Source organism: Gordonia hydrophobica NBRC 16057 (assembly GCF_001592365.1).
Lineage (GTDB): Bacteria > Actinomycetota > Actinomycetes > Mycobacteriales > Mycobacteriaceae > Gordonia > Gordonia hydrophobica.
Map to the genome: position 1 here is coordinate 240,700 of NZ_BCWU01000007.1, position 15,470 is coordinate 256,169.

Here is a 15,470-nt window from a genome sequence, read left to right on the forward strand (position 1 = left end):
GCAGTCGACAGCTCACGAAACGCGTGACGACACCGATCCGTGGTCACGGTATTCCACCGGGCCGACGCCGTAGCGCGCTTTGAAGCGGTTGCGGAACGTCGCGACGGTCGGGAAGCCGGAGGACAGCGCCACCGAGCTGATGGAGGCGGATGCGTTGCCGACAAGCACCTCGTGCGCGCTCTGCAGGCGACGGTCGGCGATCTGACCGGCGATCGAGTTCTCGCAGTTCTCGAAGTAGCGGTACAGCTGGCGGCGCGACAGGTGCAGATGCTCGGCGATCGAGTCGGGTGTGAAGGTCGCATCGCGGTGGTGCCGTTCGATGAGATCGCGCGTGGCCTCCTGCACGAAGAGCGCGTTGTCCTCCATCGCCGAGGGCACACCGTCCAGTTCGGACAGCACCGCGACGATCAGATCGACCGCCGCCTGCTCGGAGACGGCGCCGGGCGCCGTGTTGAGCGCCGAGGTCTCAGCCGCGAACCGCCGAACGAAGACCGACGCGGCTCGCGCGAGCGGAGTATTCGCCGCCACTGGCCGTTGCAGTCGTTCCGCCACGTGACGGTGCTTCCCAAGGCGACTGAACGGAATCCGCATGCCCGCCGGATCCGACACCGCCGACGAGACGACGCGGTACGGCGCGGCGTCGCTGATGAAGACCAGGTCGCCCGGTCCGTACGCGAACTCGCGACCGCCTTGGCTCACCAGCGACTGCCCGCGCATTCCGCTGACGCTGACCAGCAGGGTGTCGGACGGATCGCTGGCCACGCGCTCGGCGGTCCGCTCCAAGGTCACCGCGGGCTGCAATGCACAGTAGGTGACGATCGACGAGAGCCCTGCCGCGAAGCGCATCGCGTGGAAGTGCTCGGGTTCGGCGACGTGGACGTCGAGCTTCGGGGTGTAGGCGACGCTGCCTGCCTGTCCGGTGAACCGTTTCGGCCGGGTCCGCGTCGGCGAGTTCGCCACTCCGAGTCTGGCCTCCCACTCCGCGACCGCCCGCGGCGACAGGCGCGTGGCCAGTGCGGGACGGCGCGCGGCGGGAGCCGCCGCGCGAGAGCGGGACAACGCCGCAGTGGACGTCGCCGTGGGAGATATCGCTGTTGGGGGCATCAAAGACCTTCTACGCATGGGGACATGACAAGAGCGGCCTGGCTTTGGGAGGGAGCCGTGCAATCTCATCTGACATACTCGCACATCACATTTTCAGTGTCGAGTAGGTCACTCGAATCGCCCCGAGGACGCGGGATCACATCGCCGGCGCCGGCCGCCCTCGGACGCCGGAGGTTCATCGGTCACAGACAACGAAGGGCGAACACCGACCAGCGCGCCAAACCCGACGCGGTACTGTGACTTCAGCACTGCGGCACCGGGCGAGGGTCGCAGCACCATCGATTCTCGTCTGAGGAGTACCCCGTGACCCAGCCGCCGAACGACGGGCCGACGGTCCCGCCGCCAAGCGACCAGCCGCCCGGTTCTCCGACCAACGGCTCCAACGCCTACTCCGAGCAGCATCCGTATCCGGAAGCGAACATCTACGGCGTCTACCCGGACGGCACCGTCCAGCCGAACGCCGCCAACGCTGCCACCGCCACCGCAGCCGGTGAGTCTGCGGCCGTCCGCCGGTGGCGGATCATCACCGCGATCGCCTGCGCCGCCGCGGCGATCGTGATCGTCAGCTTCTTCCTCGTCGCCGAGAGCCGGTCCACCACCAGTCCGCCGGCCGCGGACACGGTCACCGAGACCACCACCGACGTCTCGACCGTCAACAAGACTGCGACGGAGACGAGGACCACGACCGAGACCGCGACGGCCACCAGCGTCGGCAGGCACACCGACACGCAGACCAGCATCCGAACCAAGACGGTCACGAAGACGGCGACCGAGACCGCGACGGTCACCGAGACCGCCGAGGTTCCCGTTCCGGGGCCGCCGTCGCAGGCGGGGAGCACCACCACCTCGTGGCACCCGCCCGGCATGCCCTGAATCACGGGCGACCCGATCCCCTGCCCTGACCCACGACCTCAGTGGTGGAAGTGCGACTCGGTCCCTTCCCGCGGCATCGGGGCGTCGAGACGTTCCAGGAAGTCCACCTCGGCGCGCAGATCCGTCAGCAGTCGCGACGCGAGGTCGTGACTCAGCCCGGAGCGGACCACGATGCGCTGCACCGTCAGGTCGGCGAGGTCGTCGGCCAACGGGTACGCGGGCACCTGCCAGCCCTTCATCCGTAGCCGGTCCTGAAGGTCGTAGAGATTCCAGTTCGGGTTGGCGTCGGGGCGCAGCCGCCACGCGAACACCGGGATGGTGTCGCCCCGGCTGATCAGCTCGAACGGCCCCATCTGTTCGATCGCCACGGCCAGGTACTGGGCGACGTCGAGCGAACCCTGCTGCACCGCGGTGTAGCCGTCACGCCCCAGGCGCAGGAACTGGTAGTACTGCAGCAGCACCTGCGCACCCGGTCGGGAGAAGTTCAGCGACAGCGTCGGCATGTCGCCGCCCAGATAGCTGGCGTGGAAGATCATGCTCTCGGGCAGCGCCTCGGCGTCGCGCCACACGATCCACCCGACGCCGGGATAGACCAGACCGTATTTGTGTCCGGAGGTGCTGACCGACGCCACCCGGTCGACGCGGAAGTCCCACTCCAGATCGGGCTGGCAGAACGGCGCGACCATGGCGCCGGATGCGCCGTCGACGTGAATCCGTACGTCCAGCCCGGTGTCCGCCTGAATCTGATCGAGCTTCGCGGCGATCTCCTTCACCGGCTCATAGGCGCCGGTGTAGGTCTGCCCCATGATCGCGACGACGCCGATGGTGTTCTCGTCGACGTACGCCTCCAGGTCGTGCCCGTCGAGGAACAGATGGTCCGGCGTGACCGGCACCCAGCGCGGCTCCACCTCGAAGTAGTTGGCGAACTTCTCCCAGCAGACCTGAACCGCCGTCGACATCACCAGGTTCGGACTCTCCGTCGACTTGCCCGCCGCCTTGCGGGCCGCCTGCCACCGCCGCTTGAGCGCGAGGCCGCCGAGCATGCACGCCTCTGACGAGCCGATGGTCGACGTCCCGATGGCCTGATCGACGTCCGGGTTGTGCCACAGGTTGCCGAGGATGCGCCAGCAGCGATCCTCGATCGCGGCCGTCGCCGGATACTCGTCCTTGTCGATCATGTTCTTGTCGACGGTCTGCATGTAGAGCTTCAGCGCCTCGTCGTCCATGTAGGTCGAGACGAACGTCGCCAGATTAAGGCGCGCATTGCCGTCGAGCATCGCCTGGTCGTGGACCAACTGGTAGGCGGTCCCGGGCAGCATCATCTCCTGCGGCATCTCGAACCGCGGGAGTTCGGTCGCCTCCCCGCCGCGCGTGAACACCGGACTCAGAATCAGCGAATCGTCAGAATCGAACTCGGTCATGCTCTCTCCTTCGGTGTTGCCGCGCGGCGGCGAGGGATCAGCCCAGCGCGCGGAGTTTGGGGACGACGTCTTCGGTGAAGGCTTCGAGGAAGCGGCGTTGGTCTTGGCCGGGGTTGTGGAAGACGAGATGGTTGAGACCTGCGTCGAGGTAGGCCTTGATCTGTTCGACGGCGTCGTCGGGGTCGGAGGCGACGATCCAGCGTTTGGCGACCTGTTCGATGGGGAGTTCGTCGGCCAGTCGTTCCATCTCAACGGAGCTGTTGACGGAGTGCTTCTGTTCGGGGGTCAGTGACAGCGGCGCCCAGAAGCGGGTGTTCTCCAGGGCGACGGCGGGGTCGCGGTCGTAGGAGATCTTGATCTCGATCATCCGGTCGATGTCCTCGAATTGCCGCTCAGTCTTGGCCGCGCCCTCGGTGACGGCGGGAATCAGTTTCTCGGTGTAGAGGTCCATGCCCTTGCCGGAGGTGCAGATGAAGCCGTCGCCGCTGCGTCCTGCGTAGCGGGCCACGACGGGGCCGCCTGCGGCGATGTAGACCGGGACGGGGGTGGCGGGGATGTCGTACATGTAGGCGTCTTGGGTGCGGTAGTACTCACCGTCGAAGTCGACTTTCTCGCCGGTCCACAGTTCGCGCATGAGGCGGACTGATTCGCGGAGGCGGGCGAAGCGTTCTTTGAAGGCCGGCCATTCGCCTTGGAAGCCGGTGGCGTATTCATTGAGGGCTTCGCCGGTGCCGACGCCGAGCATCACCCGGTCGGGGTAGAGGCAGGCCATGGTGGCGAAGGCCTGGGCGATGACGGCGGGGTTGTAGCGGAAGGTCGGTGTCATCACCGAGGTGCCCATCTGCAGGCGGGTGGTGCGTTCGCCGACGGCGGTCATCCAGGCGATGGAGAAGGGGGCGTGGCCGCCGTTGTGGCGCCAGGGTTGGAAGTGGTCGCTGACGGTCACCGAGTCGAGTCCGAACTCTTCTGCAGCCACGCCGAGTTCGACAAGATCACGCGGACCGAACTGTTCTGCGGAGGCCTTGAGTCCAAGCTTGAGAGGTGCTGCCATGTCTGTTCTCCTACACGTTGTCGCCGCGGGGCGTGGCGGGCGACCGACGCGCACACCTCACCCCGGGAATGTCGTGATCCACTTTACGTCGGAGCCCTCGCAGGGTGTCGTGCCGCAGACTTTCTGCGACTGTGAGTCCGCAGGCCCGACGAGGCGATAGTTCGCGCCTCACGCTGCAATACCTTCGGCTGTGTTGCACAATATCTGTCGACGTGCCGCGGTGGCGTGTCGTCTTTGCTGCACCCCGGAGGTCAATCGCTCGTGCCGACTTCGTCCGTGATGATCCCGGCCGAATACCTGCTCTCATCGCAGGCCCCAGCCCCGCGCACACTCTGCGACATCGTCTCCTCCACGGCACTCGCCCACCCGGACGCGACCGCCATCGACGACGGCGACCACCTCGTCAGCTATTCGGAGCTGACGGCCCTCGTCCGCCGCGTCGCAAGCCGACTGGCCGCACTCGGCATCGGGCGCGGTGATCGTGTCGGCATCCGCATGCCGTCCGGCGACCGGCACCTGTACATCGCCATCCTCGCCACGCTGCACGCCGGCGCGGCGTACGTCCCCGTCGACGCCGACGACCCGGATGAGCGAGCGCGTCTGGTGTTCGGCGAGGCCGACGTGGACGCGATCATCGACGCGGACGGGGTGCACCCGAACCCGGACAAGCCGCAGAAGCCGGCCCGCGAAGAGTCCCTCGCGGTCTCCCCCGCCACGCTGTCCGACGACGCCTGGATCATCTTCACCTCGGGCTCCACCGGCAAGCCGAAGGGTGTCGCCGTCACCCACCGCAACGCTGCCGCGTTCGTCGACGCCGAGGCGGAGCTCTTTCTGCAGAACGAGCCGCTCGGTCCCGGCGACCGGGTGCTCGCCGGCCTGTCCGTCGCCTTCGACGCCTCCTGCGAGGAGATGTGGCTGGCGTGGCGCAGCGGCGCCGCCCTAGTGCCCGCGCCGCGTGCGCTGGTGCGTTCCGGGATGGACCTGGGCCCGTGGCTGGTGAAGCGTGACATCAATGTGGTCTCCACGGTCCCGACGCTCGCGTCGTTGTGGCCTGCCGAGGCCCTCGAGGCGGTGCGCCTGCTGATCTTCGGCGGCGAAGCCTGCCCACCTGAGCTCGTCGACCGGCTGGCCACCGACGACCGCGAACTGTGGAACACCTACGGTCCCACCGAGGCGACCGTGGTGGCCTGCGCGGCGCAGATGCATCGCGGTGAGCCGGTCCGGATCGGACTGCCGCTCATCGGCTGGGACCTGGCCGTGGTCGGCCCGGACGAGCAGCCGGTCGCCGTCGGCGAGTCCGGCGAACTGGTGATCGGCGGCGTCGGCCTGGCCCGCTACCTGGACTTGGAGAAGGACGCCGAGAAGTATTCGCCGATGCCGTCGCTGGGCTGGGACCGCGCGTACCGCAGCGGCGACATGGTCCGCCTGCAATTGGAAGGCCTGGAGTTCGTCGGACGCGCCGACGATCAGGTGAAGATCGGCGGCCGACGCATCGAGCTCGGGGAGATCGACAACGCGCTGCAGAACCTGCCGGGCGTCAGTGCCGCCGCCGTCGCGGTGCGCAAGACGGCGACCGGCTCGTCGTTGCTCGTCGGCTACCTGGCGTCCACCGATCCGAGTTTCGACCTCGGCGAGGCGCAGACCCTGCTGCGCCGAGACCTGCCCGCGGCGATGGTGCCGCGACTGGCGCTGATGGATGAGCTCCCGACCCGAACGTCCGGCAAGGTGGACCGCAACGCGCTCCCCTGGCCGTTGCCCGGCGCCGAGTCCGCCGAGGACACCGGCGACCTGAGCGGCACCGAGGCCTGGCTCGCCGAGCAGTGGACCGCCGTGCTCGGCGCCACCGTCACCTCGGCCGAAGCCGACTTCTTCAACGAGGGCGGCGGCTCACTGTCCGCCGCGCAGTTGGTGACCGCCCTGCGCACCCGGTACCCGGAGATCACCGTCGCCGACCTGTACGACCACCCGCGGCTCGGCTCGCTGGCCGAGTTGCTGGACGGCCGGAGTCCGAACACCGAGGTGGTTCCCCGCGAGGTGAAGCCCGTACCGCGGGCCACCGGTTTCGCCCAGGCGGTCGCCTCGGTGCCGCTCGCCACGCTGACCGGCATCCAGTGGATCACCTGGCTGGGGATCGCCAACAACATCGGTATCGCGATCGGCGAGAGCCTCGGCTATACGCCGCCCTGGTTGGAGCGCATCGACTGGTGGGTGCTGCTGGTCGCGTTCATCGTCTTCGTCACCCCGTTCGGTCGACTCGTGATCGCGGCCGCGGGCGCCCGCACGCTCCTCGCAGGCGTCGGACCGGGCACCTATCCGCGTGGCGGCAACGTCCACATCCGTCTCTGGCTGGCCGAACGGCTGATGCAGGCCAGCGGTGCGTACAACCTGTCGGGAGCCCCGTGGCTGCCGACGCTCGCGCGTGTGCTCGGCGCCAAGATCGGCGAGGGCGTCGACCTGCACTCACTGCCACCGGTCACCGGCCTGCTCGAGATCGGCGAAGGCGCCGCGATCGAACCCGAGGTCGATCTCGCGGGCTGGTGGATCGACGGCGACGAGCTGATCATCGGATCCATCACCGTCAAGGCCGGCGCGACCGTCGGTGCTCGGTCCACCCTGCTGCCCGGAGCCAACATCGGTCGCGACGCGGTGATCGACCCCGGCTCGGCCGTGACCGGCAAGGTGAAACCCCGCCAGCAGTGGTCCGGATCCCCCGCCATCAAGATCGGCAAAGCGAAGAAGGAGTGGCCTGATCATCGGCCGCCGCAGCGCAAATGGTGGGTACCCATCTATGCGTTCTCCGCGCTGCTGATCTCCGGCATCCCCCTGGTCTCGTTGGCCGCAGGTCTGGTGGTGATCGGCACGTGGGCGCTGCCCGCAGAGCGGATGCGCGACGCGGCACTGCGCGGCATCGCGCTGGCTCCGGTGGCCGCCTTGGCCGCCATGGCCGTGTTCGCCCTGCTGGTCCTGATCTCGGTCCGCCTGCTGTCGATCGGCATGACCTCCGGCGTGTATCCGGTGCGCTCTCGGATCGGGTGGCAGGTGTGGGCCACGGAGCGGCTGATGGATGCCGCCCGCATCTACCTGTTCCCGCTGTACGCGAGCCTGCTGACGCCGTGGTGGTTCCGCGCGCTCGGCGCGTCCATCGGCAAGGGCACCGAGATCTCGACCGCCCTCGTGATTCCCAAGTTCACCAAGGTCGGCGACTACTCGTTCCTGGCCGACGACACGCTGATGGCGTCGTACGAACTGGGCGGCGGCTGGATGCGCATCGGCGACGCCAAGGTCGGCAAACGTGCCTTCCTCGGCAACTCCGGAATGGTGGCGCCCTCCCGCAAGCTCCCCAAGAACTCGCTGGTCGCCGTGCTGTCGTCCGCTCCGGTGAAGTCCAAGAGCGGATCCAGCTGGCTCGGCAGCCCGCCGGTCCGGCTGCGTCGCACCGCCTCCGAGTCCGACACCTCGCGCACCTTCGCGCCGTCGTTCGGGCTGCGCGCCGCGCGCAGCGCCGTCGAGACCCTGCGCCTCCTGGCGGTGATGGTGTCGTTCGGGATCGGCATCACCGTCCTGTTCGCCATGCAGACGTTCGCGATGAAGTGGGGGGTCGCGGTCGCCGCGCTGTGCAGTGGCCTCATCCTGCTCGCTGCGGGCCTGATCGCCGGACTGGTCGCCGCCCTCGCCAAGTGGACGGTGGTCGGCAGGATCCGAACCTCGGAGCACCCACTCTGGAGCTCGTTCGTCTGGCGCAACGAGCTGTCGGACGCCTTCGTCGAGACCGTCGCCGCACCCTGGTTCGCGAATGCGGCCGCGGGCACGCCGGTCCTCAACATGTGGCTGCGCGCGCTGGGCGCGAAGATCGGCCGCGGCGTGTGGTGCGAATCGTACTGGCTCCCCGAGGCCGACCTCGTGGAGTTGGGCGACGGCGCCACCGTCCAGCGCGGATGCGTGGTCCAGACGCACCTGTTCCACGATCGGGTGATGGCCATCGACTCCGTGGTCCTGGCCGACGGGGCCACGCTGGGACCGCACTGCGTGGCGCTGCCCGCTTCCGGCGTCGGCGAGTCCGCGACCGTCGGTCCGGCATCGCTGGTGATGCGCGGCGACGTGGTGCCCGCCCACACCCGCTGGCAGGGCAACCCGATCGCGCCCTGGAACCGCTGACCGGCGTCCACCCGACGCCCGGCACAATGGTGGCGAGCCCGCGACTCGGCGGTAGTCTCGACAAGCATTTGCAAACGACTCGAAAGGACGGCCGCTGGTGCCCGGCAAACTCGGGAAGACCGCGTGGCATACGCCGACCCTCAGCGCAGCCTCGCATGAACTCGACCCCTATCTGCCCGGCAGCGGCAACCTCGGTTATCGCGTCTCGCGGTACGACCTCGACCTGGAGTACCGGGTCAACAGCAATCGGCTGAACGGCACGGTGGTCGTCACCGCATCGTCGTACCAGCCCCTCGATCGCTTCAGCCTCGACCTCGCCTCCGGGATGCGCGTGGAACGAGTCATGATCAACGGGCGCCGCGTGCGGTATCGACACCGGACCGGGAAGTTGACGATCACACCGAACACGCCGATTCCCGCGGGCGGCGCGATGATGGTCGAAGTCCGTTACGGGGGCAACCCGCGCCCGGTGCGCACCGCCTGGGGAACCGTCGGCTGGGAGGAACTGGAGAACGGTGCGCTGTGCGCCAATCAGCCCAACGGCGCGCACTCCTGGTTCCCCTGCGACGATCACCCCGAGGCGAAGGCGCCGTTCCGCATCGAGGTCACGACCGACGCGCCGTACTATGTGCTCGCCAACGGCCGGTTGATCTCCCAGCGGCGTCGGGCCGGGCAGACCACCTGGGTCTACGAGCAGGTGGAGCCGATGGCCACGTACCTGGCGGCCGTGCAGATCGGCCAGTACGAACGTCGGACCATGGTCGACGGGCCGGTCCCCGTCCACGCGCTGTTTCCGCCCAAGTTGGCTCCCCGCCTCGAGGGCAGCTTCGGCAGGCAGCCGCAGATGGTTCAGGCCTTCACCGAGATGTTCGGCCCCTACCCGTTCCCGGCGTACACCTCGTTGATCACCGAGGACGATCTGGAGATCCCGCTCGAGTCCCAGGGCTTCTCGACCTTCGGCGCCAATCACTGCGACGGCACCCGCGACCACGAGCGGCTCGTCGCCCACGAACTCGCACACCAGTGGTTCGGCAACTCGGTCACCGTCGCCCGGTGGCGCGACATCTGGCTTCACGAAGGTTTCGCGTGTTACGCCGAGTGGCTGTGGAGTCAGCATTCAGGCGGCAAGTCGGCCGACGAGTGGGCGCGGCACTACTACGCCAAGCTCGCGGCGTCGCCCGTCCGGGTGCCTCTCGCCGATCCCGGGGCCCGCGACATGTTCGAGGACTGGGTGTACAAGCGCGGCGCGATGACCCTGCACGCGCTGCGGCTGCGGATCGGCGACGGCGACTTCTTCGCCCTCATCCGCCGGTGGACCGAGAAGTACGCCTACCGCTGCGTGACCACCGAGGACTTCATCGCTCTCGCCTCCACCTTCACCACGGCGCCGCTCGGCGACATCTGGCGGGACTGGCTGTTCACCCCCGCGCTGCCCCCCTTCCCGACCATGCGCTGACTCGACCGCACTCCTTCCACCGCCGTCCGTGACCCGCTGCGGGTCACGGACGACGGTGGAGGAAAGTGCGTGCGGAACTGCTGCGATGCCGTGTTCCAGTTCGGTTCTATCGCGATCTGACGTGCCCGCTTTCCGCCCCTGTCGGACGTGTGTTCGCGGCCATACGGTGAGTCGGTAAGACACATCCGAATCACCCGGAAGGACCCCACCGATGACACGCGTACTCATGGCAATCACCGGCTCTGACCACTGGACTCTCGCCGACGGAACTCCGCATGCGACCGGGTTCTGGCCCGAGGAGCTCATCGTGCCGCACCAGAAGTTCACCGACGCGGGCTACGACCTCGTGCTGGCCACGCCCGGGGGCGTCCGCCCCGTTCCAGACCAGGCCGGGTTCACGCCCGAGATGAACGGCGGCGACAGCGCAGCGGGAGAACGCTTTCGCGATTACCTCGCATCGATCGACGCGGTTCTCGCGGCGCCTGCCGACCTGCACGCCATGTCCGCCGACGACTTCGACGCCGTCTTCGTCCCCGGCGGCCACGGGCCGATGGAAGACCTCGCCGTCGACGCCGACTTCGGACGCCTGCTGAACCAGTTCGACGACGCGGGCAAGATCGTCTCGGCCGTCTGCCACGGCCCGGCCGCGCTGCTATCCGCCACCACCGACGACGGCGCCTGGACCTTCGCGGGTCGGCGTGTCACCGGCTTCGCGAACACCGAGGAGACGCAGATCGGTTTCGCCGAGTCGGCGCCGTGGCTGCTTCAGGACCGGCTCACCGACGCCGGCGGCTCCTACGAGAGCGCCGACGAGGCGTGGGCGCCGCACATCGTCGCCGACGGCAATCTGTTCACCGGTCAGAACCCCGGTTCCACGGGACCGTTGGCCGACGTCCTCGTCGAGGCGCTCGCCGACGTGGACTCGGCAGCAAACGTCGCATGAGCACCCTGCGGTCCTCGGTCCTGCTCCAGCACGACGCCGACACCGTGTGGGCGGTCGTCCGCGACACCTCGGCCGTCAGCCGCTGGTTCCCGGCCATCACCTCCTCGTCCGGCGAAGCGCATCGTCGCACGGTGGTTCTGGCCGACGGCAGCACGTTGGTCGAGGACATCGTGACCCTGGACGACGACCTGCGCCGGATGCAGTACAGCGCGGTCGACGGCGATCTGCCGATCGACCGGCACCTCGGCACCGTCGACGTCTTCGATCTCGGGGACGGGCGGTCGTTCCTGGTGTACAGCACCGAGATCACTCCGGACTCCTTTGCCGGAGCCTTCCACTCCGCCATCGACGAAGCCGTCGCTCACCTGCCCGCGCACCTGGGCTGAGCCCCAGGCAACGGGCCCACCCAGACGACGCCGGCGACCGTGCCATCACCCCGCGGTCGCCGGCGTTTTCCATGTCTGAGTTCGCTGTCTGAGTCTGAGTTCGCTGTCTGAGTTCGCCCGCAGTCGTCCCCGGCACCCGTATCCGCGGGCACACGCCCTACGACACGACGAGACCCCGGCGCTGCGCCGGGGTCTCGTCGGTCGTGGTCTGGTCCCGAACGCCGCTACTGCGCCCGCTTCATGCGCAGGTCGCCGGTGCTGAGCGCTTCGCCGCAGGCCCTCGGCGTCATGCCGTAGCGCTCTCGGAACTCATTGATGAAGTGCGACGTGCTCCGGTAGCCGACGGCATTCGAGATCTCGGTGACGTTGTGCACGTTCTCGATGAGCAGTTCGCGGGAGCGGTTGAGCCGCAGTTCCTTGACGAACTGATACGGAGACTTGCCCGTGACGTCGCGGAACAGATGCGAGAACGCGGACGGACTCATGAAGGCGCGTTCGGCCATGTCACTGACGGTCAGCGGCTCCGCCAGATGTTCCTGGACGTAGGCGATGACGGCGCTGACGGGGTTGCTGGCGCTCTCGCTCGCAGCCCGCTCCACGAGCAGTGCATACTGCTCCGCCTGGAGCGCGCGGTACACGATCTCCTTCAGATACGTCGGCGCCAACACCCGACGGTCGGTCGGCGTCTCGAGCGACCGGAGGAAGCGCAGAATCGCGTCCATCATGTGATGGTCGAGCGCCGAGACGAAGCCGTGCGTGGCCACCTCCGGGGCCGGCTCACGCATGAACGCCGCCGTCTCGCGCTCCAGCAGGATGTCGGACGACACCTGCCGGACCAGGTCCGGCTCGATCTGCAACCCGAACGAGAGGAACGGCTTCGCCGGACTGGCCTCGATGATCTCCGTGCGGAACGGCCGGTTGCCGCTGATCGCGAGATAGGTGAACGGATCGTAATAGAGTTCCCGATCGTTCTGCGTCACGCACTTGCGTCCCTGTGCGATCACACAGAGGTGCAGTTGCGAGACCTCTTCCCACAGTGGTTCGACGGGCTGATCGAATCGATAGACGGTCAGGCCCGGCCACTCGCACTCGATGATGCCGGGCTCGGGCGCCCTCGATTTCAGCTCGGCGATCAAATCGCCCGACGAGATCCGGAACTCGAGCGGACTGGCCATGGTCATCGGATCCTCCTACCGCGGGCGACAGCGCCGACCGGTCCGGGCCGGAACCCGGTCGACCGCCCCGTCGATTGCATGACACACATCACATCAACGTTCCACGATCCTCTCATGCCGGATCGACCGCTTTCCAGTACGAGTCCTTGCGGGCGATCTTCCCGTCGCGGAACTCCCAGAGATCACATCCGCGTGCACGCACCGCGACGCCGTCGACGGTGGTGCCGGACACCAGCCATTCGGACACCGCGAGATCCCCTGCCGCCCAGTGGCGATCGGCGTCGTACTGCACGTCGGGAATGCCGTCGAACCGCGCGGCCAGGCCGCTGCGGACCGCGGCCTTGCCGACCATGCGGAGCCCGTGCGGCTCCGGACCGCGCGAGGCGTCGAACACACAGTCCTCGGTGAAGAACTCCATGATCGCGTCCAAGTCGTGCGCGTTGAAGGCCTCCATGATCTGTTCGAGCGTCGCCACAGTCGCCGCATCGTCGGATGCGGTGTCCGGGCGGGAGAGATTTCCGGTGGTCATAAGGTCCCTTTCGAGGCAGGAGAAGCGATGAACGCTCAGAAGTTGGAGAAGCCGATGGCACGGAGTTGGTCGCGACCGTCTTCGGTGATGTCACTCGGTCGCCACGCGGGCACCCAGTCCCACTCGACCGCGAACTCCGTCCCGGCGTCGGCCAGCAGCGAGGCGATCTGGCCCTCCATCACCCCGGTCAGTGGGCAGGCAGGCGAGGTCAGGGTCATCGTGATGGTCGCGAATCCCGCGTCGTCGACGACGATCCGCCGGATGAATCCCAGGTCGACGACGTTCACGCCGAGGTCCGGGTCGATGACCTCGTACAGCGCTTCGCGAACGGCGGCCGCGGCTGCGGATTCGACTGCCGGCTCGGCGGCTGCGGGACCATCCGCGTCGACGTGCGCCACCGGCGGGTTCGGCACGACCTCCGGCAGGGACGCCATGCCCTGCGGCTGCAACACGATCGTCACGTCGCTGGTGGCCGTGGTGATCCAGTCGGCGACGCCGTGCGCCTTGCGGCGCACGCGCACGATGTCCTCCGCCGCGACCGCCGACGCCCGGCCCACGAGCAGGGCGTCGGGGTGCAGTCCGCGTTGTTCGGCACGGATCAGCGCCGTGTCGAGGATCCGCGCGAGGAGTTCGTAGGTCCGGCCGGGCCCGAAGCGCAGTCGGGTTCGGGCGTCCGCCGCCGATTCGCCGATCACCAGGTCGAGCGCGGACAGGGCGTCGTCCACCGCGATGCGGACCTGGTGTTCGGCCACCGTGATGACGGGTGAGCTCTCGAGTGTCGCGGTCATGCCGGAACCTCCGATCGATGCGGCCGCGCAGGTCGCGGCAGGAGTCGTTTGAGCGGCAACCCGTCGTCGGCGAGCTGGGCTGCCGTCACCTGATGGGGTACGCCGAGCAGCTTGCGCGCCTGCAGCACCTCGCCCGGCCGATTGAGCGCCACCATTCCGGTGACACGTCCGTCGACCAACGAGAACGCCGAGAAGGACCGTTCGTCCACCGATCCCCTGATGATCGGGTCTGCGGTGGCGTCGAACCGTCCGACGGACTGCAGTTTGCAGTCGTACTGGTCCGACCAGAAGAACTGCTGGTCGGTGAAGGGCTGCAGGTCTCCGACGAGGACGCGGGCGACGGAGGTCCCGTGACGCATCGCCGTGTCGTGATGTTCGACGCGGACCCCGACGCGCAGAGCCGGCTCGTATCGCCGTGCGACGTCGCCGATCGCGTACACATCGGGGGCACTGGTGCGGAAGTACTCGTCGGTCGCGATCCCGTTGTCCACCGCGATGCCCGCATCCGCGGCGAGTTCGAGGTTCGGCACCGCTCCGACGCCCACGACGAGGTGGTCCACGTCGAGCGTGTCACCGCCGTCGGTGGCGAGCCGCAGGCCCGTCGCGCTGTGCGTCATGCCGACGATCCCGCAGCCGACCCGGACGTCGACACCGCGCTCGGCGTGCACCGCACCCATCGTCGAGCCGATGTCGAGGCCGAGCGCACGCACCATCGGCGCCGGGCTGGGATCGAACAGCACCACCTCGGCGCCTTGCGCGATCGCGGTCGCGGCCACCTCGCAGCCGATGAAGCCCGCGCCAAGCACGGCGAGCCGGACTCCCGGCCGCAGGACCTCGCGCAACGCGACGGCGTCGGTGATGGTCCGCACCGTGTGCACTCGGTCGCCGGCGAAGCCGGGCAGCTCGCGCGCCCGCACGCCGGTCGCAAGGACCAGCGCGCGGTAGCCGAGCGAGGCGCCGTCGGACAGCGTGATGCGGTGATCGTCGGCGTCGATCCCGACCACCTCGGTGCCGAGGACCAGGTCGACGTCATGATCCGCATACCACCCGGCGGCGTTCACCTCGAGGTCCTCCGCGACGGCAGTTCCGGCGAGGAACTCCTTCGAGAGCGGCGGACGCTCGTAGGGCACGTGCGGTTCCTTCGACACCACGACGATGCGCCCGTCGAACCCGGAGTCGCGGAGCCCGGCCGCGGTCGCCGCAGCCGCGACGCCCCCGCCGACCAGCACATGCGCGTTCATCCGAAGCTCACCGAGATCGCGCCGTCCTCGTCGACCTTGCACTGGTAGGTCACCAGCGCGCAGTTGGCGGGGTTGATTCCCTTCCCTGTCGAGACGTCGAACTCCCAGAGGTGCTGTGCGCACGTGAGCTTCCGGTTGTCCAGGTCACCGTCGTCGAGCGGCCATTCCTGGTGGGGGCACTGGTTCCGATACGCGTACACCTCGCCGTCGAGGTTGACGAGAAGAACCTGTCTCCCCTCCACCTCGACCGACTCCATCTCGCCTTCCCACAGGTCGTCGAGATGGAACACCTCGTGCCAGGTCGGCACGTCGGTCCCTCGCGTGATCGTCTCGCTCATCGTGTGCCTC

13 protein-coding genes are annotated in these 15,470 nt (G+C 68.3%); 5 read left to right on the forward strand and 8 right to left on the reverse strand.

The window, feature by feature from the left end; translation table 11 throughout:
- Positions 1-12: 12 nt before the first annotated feature.
- Positions 13-1,059 carry a helix-turn-helix domain-containing protein gene (locus tag GH2_RS13685; RefSeq protein ID WP_239588880.1) on the reverse strand — a complete coding sequence of 349 codons (1,047 nt, stop codon included), beginning with the start codon at positions 1,057-1,059 and terminating at the stop codon, positions 13-15.
- Between the two features lie 348 nt (positions 1,060-1,407).
- Between GH2_RS13685 and GH2_RS13690 the strand changes: the two genes are divergently transcribed.
- Positions 1,408-1,977: a hypothetical protein gene (locus GH2_RS13690; RefSeq protein ID WP_066169054.1), complete on the forward strand. Its 570-nt coding sequence runs from the start codon at positions 1,408-1,410 to the stop codon at positions 1,975-1,977.
- Between the two features lie 38 nt (positions 1,978-2,015).
- On the opposite strand, the gene gad is transcribed toward GH2_RS13690, so the two are convergent.
- Together gad and fgd are read right to left on the reverse strand one after the other, a co-directional pair.
- A complete protein-coding gene (gene gad / locus GH2_RS13695; RefSeq protein ID WP_066169056.1) occupies positions 2,016-3,398 on the reverse strand; it encodes a glutamate decarboxylase in 1,383 nt (460 codons plus the stop codon).
- A 37-nt stretch (positions 3,399-3,435) separates the two neighbouring features.
- Positions 3,436-4,449, reverse strand: a complete 1,014-nt coding sequence (gene fgd, locus GH2_RS13700; RefSeq protein ID WP_066169059.1) for a glucose-6-phosphate dehydrogenase (coenzyme-F420) — start codon at positions 4,447-4,449, stop codon at positions 3,436-3,438.
- A gap of 279 nt (positions 4,450-4,728) precedes the next feature.
- Between fgd and GH2_RS13705 the strand changes: the two genes are divergently transcribed.
- The 4 genes from GH2_RS13705 (at position 4,729) to GH2_RS13720 (ending at position 11,389) form a co-directional block, all read left to right on the forward strand.
- A complete protein-coding gene (locus GH2_RS13705) occupies positions 4,729-8,604 on the forward strand; it encodes a Pls/PosA family non-ribosomal peptide synthetase (RefSeq protein ID WP_239588914.1) in 3,876 nt (1,291 codons plus the stop codon).
- Positions 8,605-8,701: 97 nt separating this feature from the next.
- A complete protein-coding gene (locus tag GH2_RS13710) occupies positions 8,702-10,060 on the forward strand; it encodes a M1 family metallopeptidase (RefSeq protein ID WP_066169062.1) in 1,359 nt (452 codons plus the stop codon).
- A 211-nt stretch (positions 10,061-10,271) separates the two neighbouring features.
- On the forward strand, positions 10,272-11,003 hold the full coding sequence (locus GH2_RS13715; protein WP_066169065.1) for a type 1 glutamine amidotransferase domain-containing protein: 732 nt from the start codon (positions 10,272-10,274) through the stop codon (positions 11,001-11,003).
- The gene (locus GH2_RS13720) at positions 11,000-11,389 is read left to right on the forward strand and encodes an SRPBCC family protein (protein ID WP_066169068.1); all 390 of its coding nucleotides are present in this window, start codon (positions 11,000-11,002) and stop codon (positions 11,387-11,389) included. The genes GH2_RS13715 and GH2_RS13720 overlap by 4 nt, the downstream gene beginning before the upstream one ends.
- A 224-nt stretch (positions 11,390-11,613) precedes the next feature.
- Here the strand turns inward: GH2_RS13720 and GH2_RS13725 are convergent, their stop codons facing one another.
- From GH2_RS13725 to GH2_RS13745, 5 genes are all read right to left on the reverse strand, one after another.
- The gene (locus GH2_RS13725) at positions 11,614-12,570 is read right to left on the reverse strand and encodes an AraC family transcriptional regulator (RefSeq protein WP_066169071.1); all 957 of its coding nucleotides are present in this window, start codon (positions 12,568-12,570) and stop codon (positions 11,614-11,616) included.
- A 106-nt stretch (positions 12,571-12,676) separates the two neighbouring features.
- The gene (locus GH2_RS13730; RefSeq protein WP_066169072.1) at positions 12,677-13,093 is read right to left on the reverse strand and encodes a nuclear transport factor 2 family protein; all 417 of its coding nucleotides are present in this window, start codon (positions 13,091-13,093) and stop codon (positions 12,677-12,679) included.
- 35 nt (positions 13,094-13,128) lie between these two features.
- On the reverse strand, positions 13,129-13,881 hold the full coding sequence (locus tag GH2_RS21310) for an iron-sulfur cluster assembly protein (protein ID WP_084247488.1): 753 nt from the start codon (positions 13,879-13,881) through the stop codon (positions 13,129-13,131).
- Positions 13,878-15,122 (reverse strand): NAD(P)/FAD-dependent oxidoreductase, encoded by a 1,245-nt coding sequence (locus tag GH2_RS13740; protein ID WP_066169075.1) that lies wholly within the window; start codon positions 15,120-15,122, stop codon positions 13,878-13,880. Before GH2_RS13740 ends, GH2_RS21310 begins: the two co-directional genes overlap by 4 nt.
- Entirely contained in the window at positions 15,119-15,460 is a 342-nt protein-coding gene (locus GH2_RS13745; RefSeq protein WP_066169077.1) for a Rieske 2Fe-2S domain-containing protein, read from the reverse strand. Before GH2_RS13745 ends, GH2_RS13740 begins: the two co-directional genes overlap by 4 nt.
- Positions 15,461-15,470: the final 10 nt, after the last annotated feature.

What these genes read in the sequence shown, in the direction of transcription:
- gad (WP_066169056.1), bottom strand. Translation starts at nt 3,398, where the DNA reads ATGACCGAGTTCGATTCTGACGATTCGCTGATTCTGAGTCCGGTGTTC.
- fgd (WP_066169059.1), bottom strand. Translation starts at nt 4,449, where the DNA reads ATGGCAGCACCTCTCAAGCTTGGACTCAAGGCCTCCGCAGAACAGTTC.
- GH2_RS13705 (WP_239588914.1), top strand. Translation starts at nt 4,729, where the DNA reads ATGATCCCGGCCGAATACCTGCTCTCATCGCAGGCCCCAGCCCCGCGC.
- GH2_RS13715 (WP_066169065.1), top strand. Translation starts at nt 10,272, where the DNA reads ATGACACGCGTACTCATGGCAATCACCGGCTCTGACCACTGGACTCTC.
- GH2_RS13720 (WP_066169068.1), top strand. Translation starts at nt 11,000, where the DNA reads ATGAGCACCCTGCGGTCCTCGGTCCTGCTCCAGCACGACGCCGACACC.
- GH2_RS13725 (WP_066169071.1), bottom strand. Translation starts at nt 12,570, where the DNA reads ATGACCATGGCCAGTCCGCTCGAGTTCCGGATCTCGTCGGGCGATTTG.
- GH2_RS13730 (WP_066169072.1), bottom strand. Translation starts at nt 13,093, where the DNA reads ATGACCACCGGAAATCTCTCCCGCCCGGACACCGCATCCGACGATGCG.
- GH2_RS21310 (WP_084247488.1), bottom strand. Translation starts at nt 13,881, where the DNA reads ATGACCGCGACACTCGAGAGCTCACCCGTCATCACGGTGGCCGAACAC.
- GH2_RS13740 (WP_066169075.1), bottom strand. Translation starts at nt 15,122, where the DNA reads ATGAACGCGCATGTGCTGGTCGGCGGGGGCGTCGCGGCTGCGGCGACC.
- GH2_RS13745 (WP_066169077.1), bottom strand. Translation starts at nt 15,460, where the DNA reads ATGAGCGAGACGATCACGCGAGGGACCGACGTGCCGACCTGGCACGAG.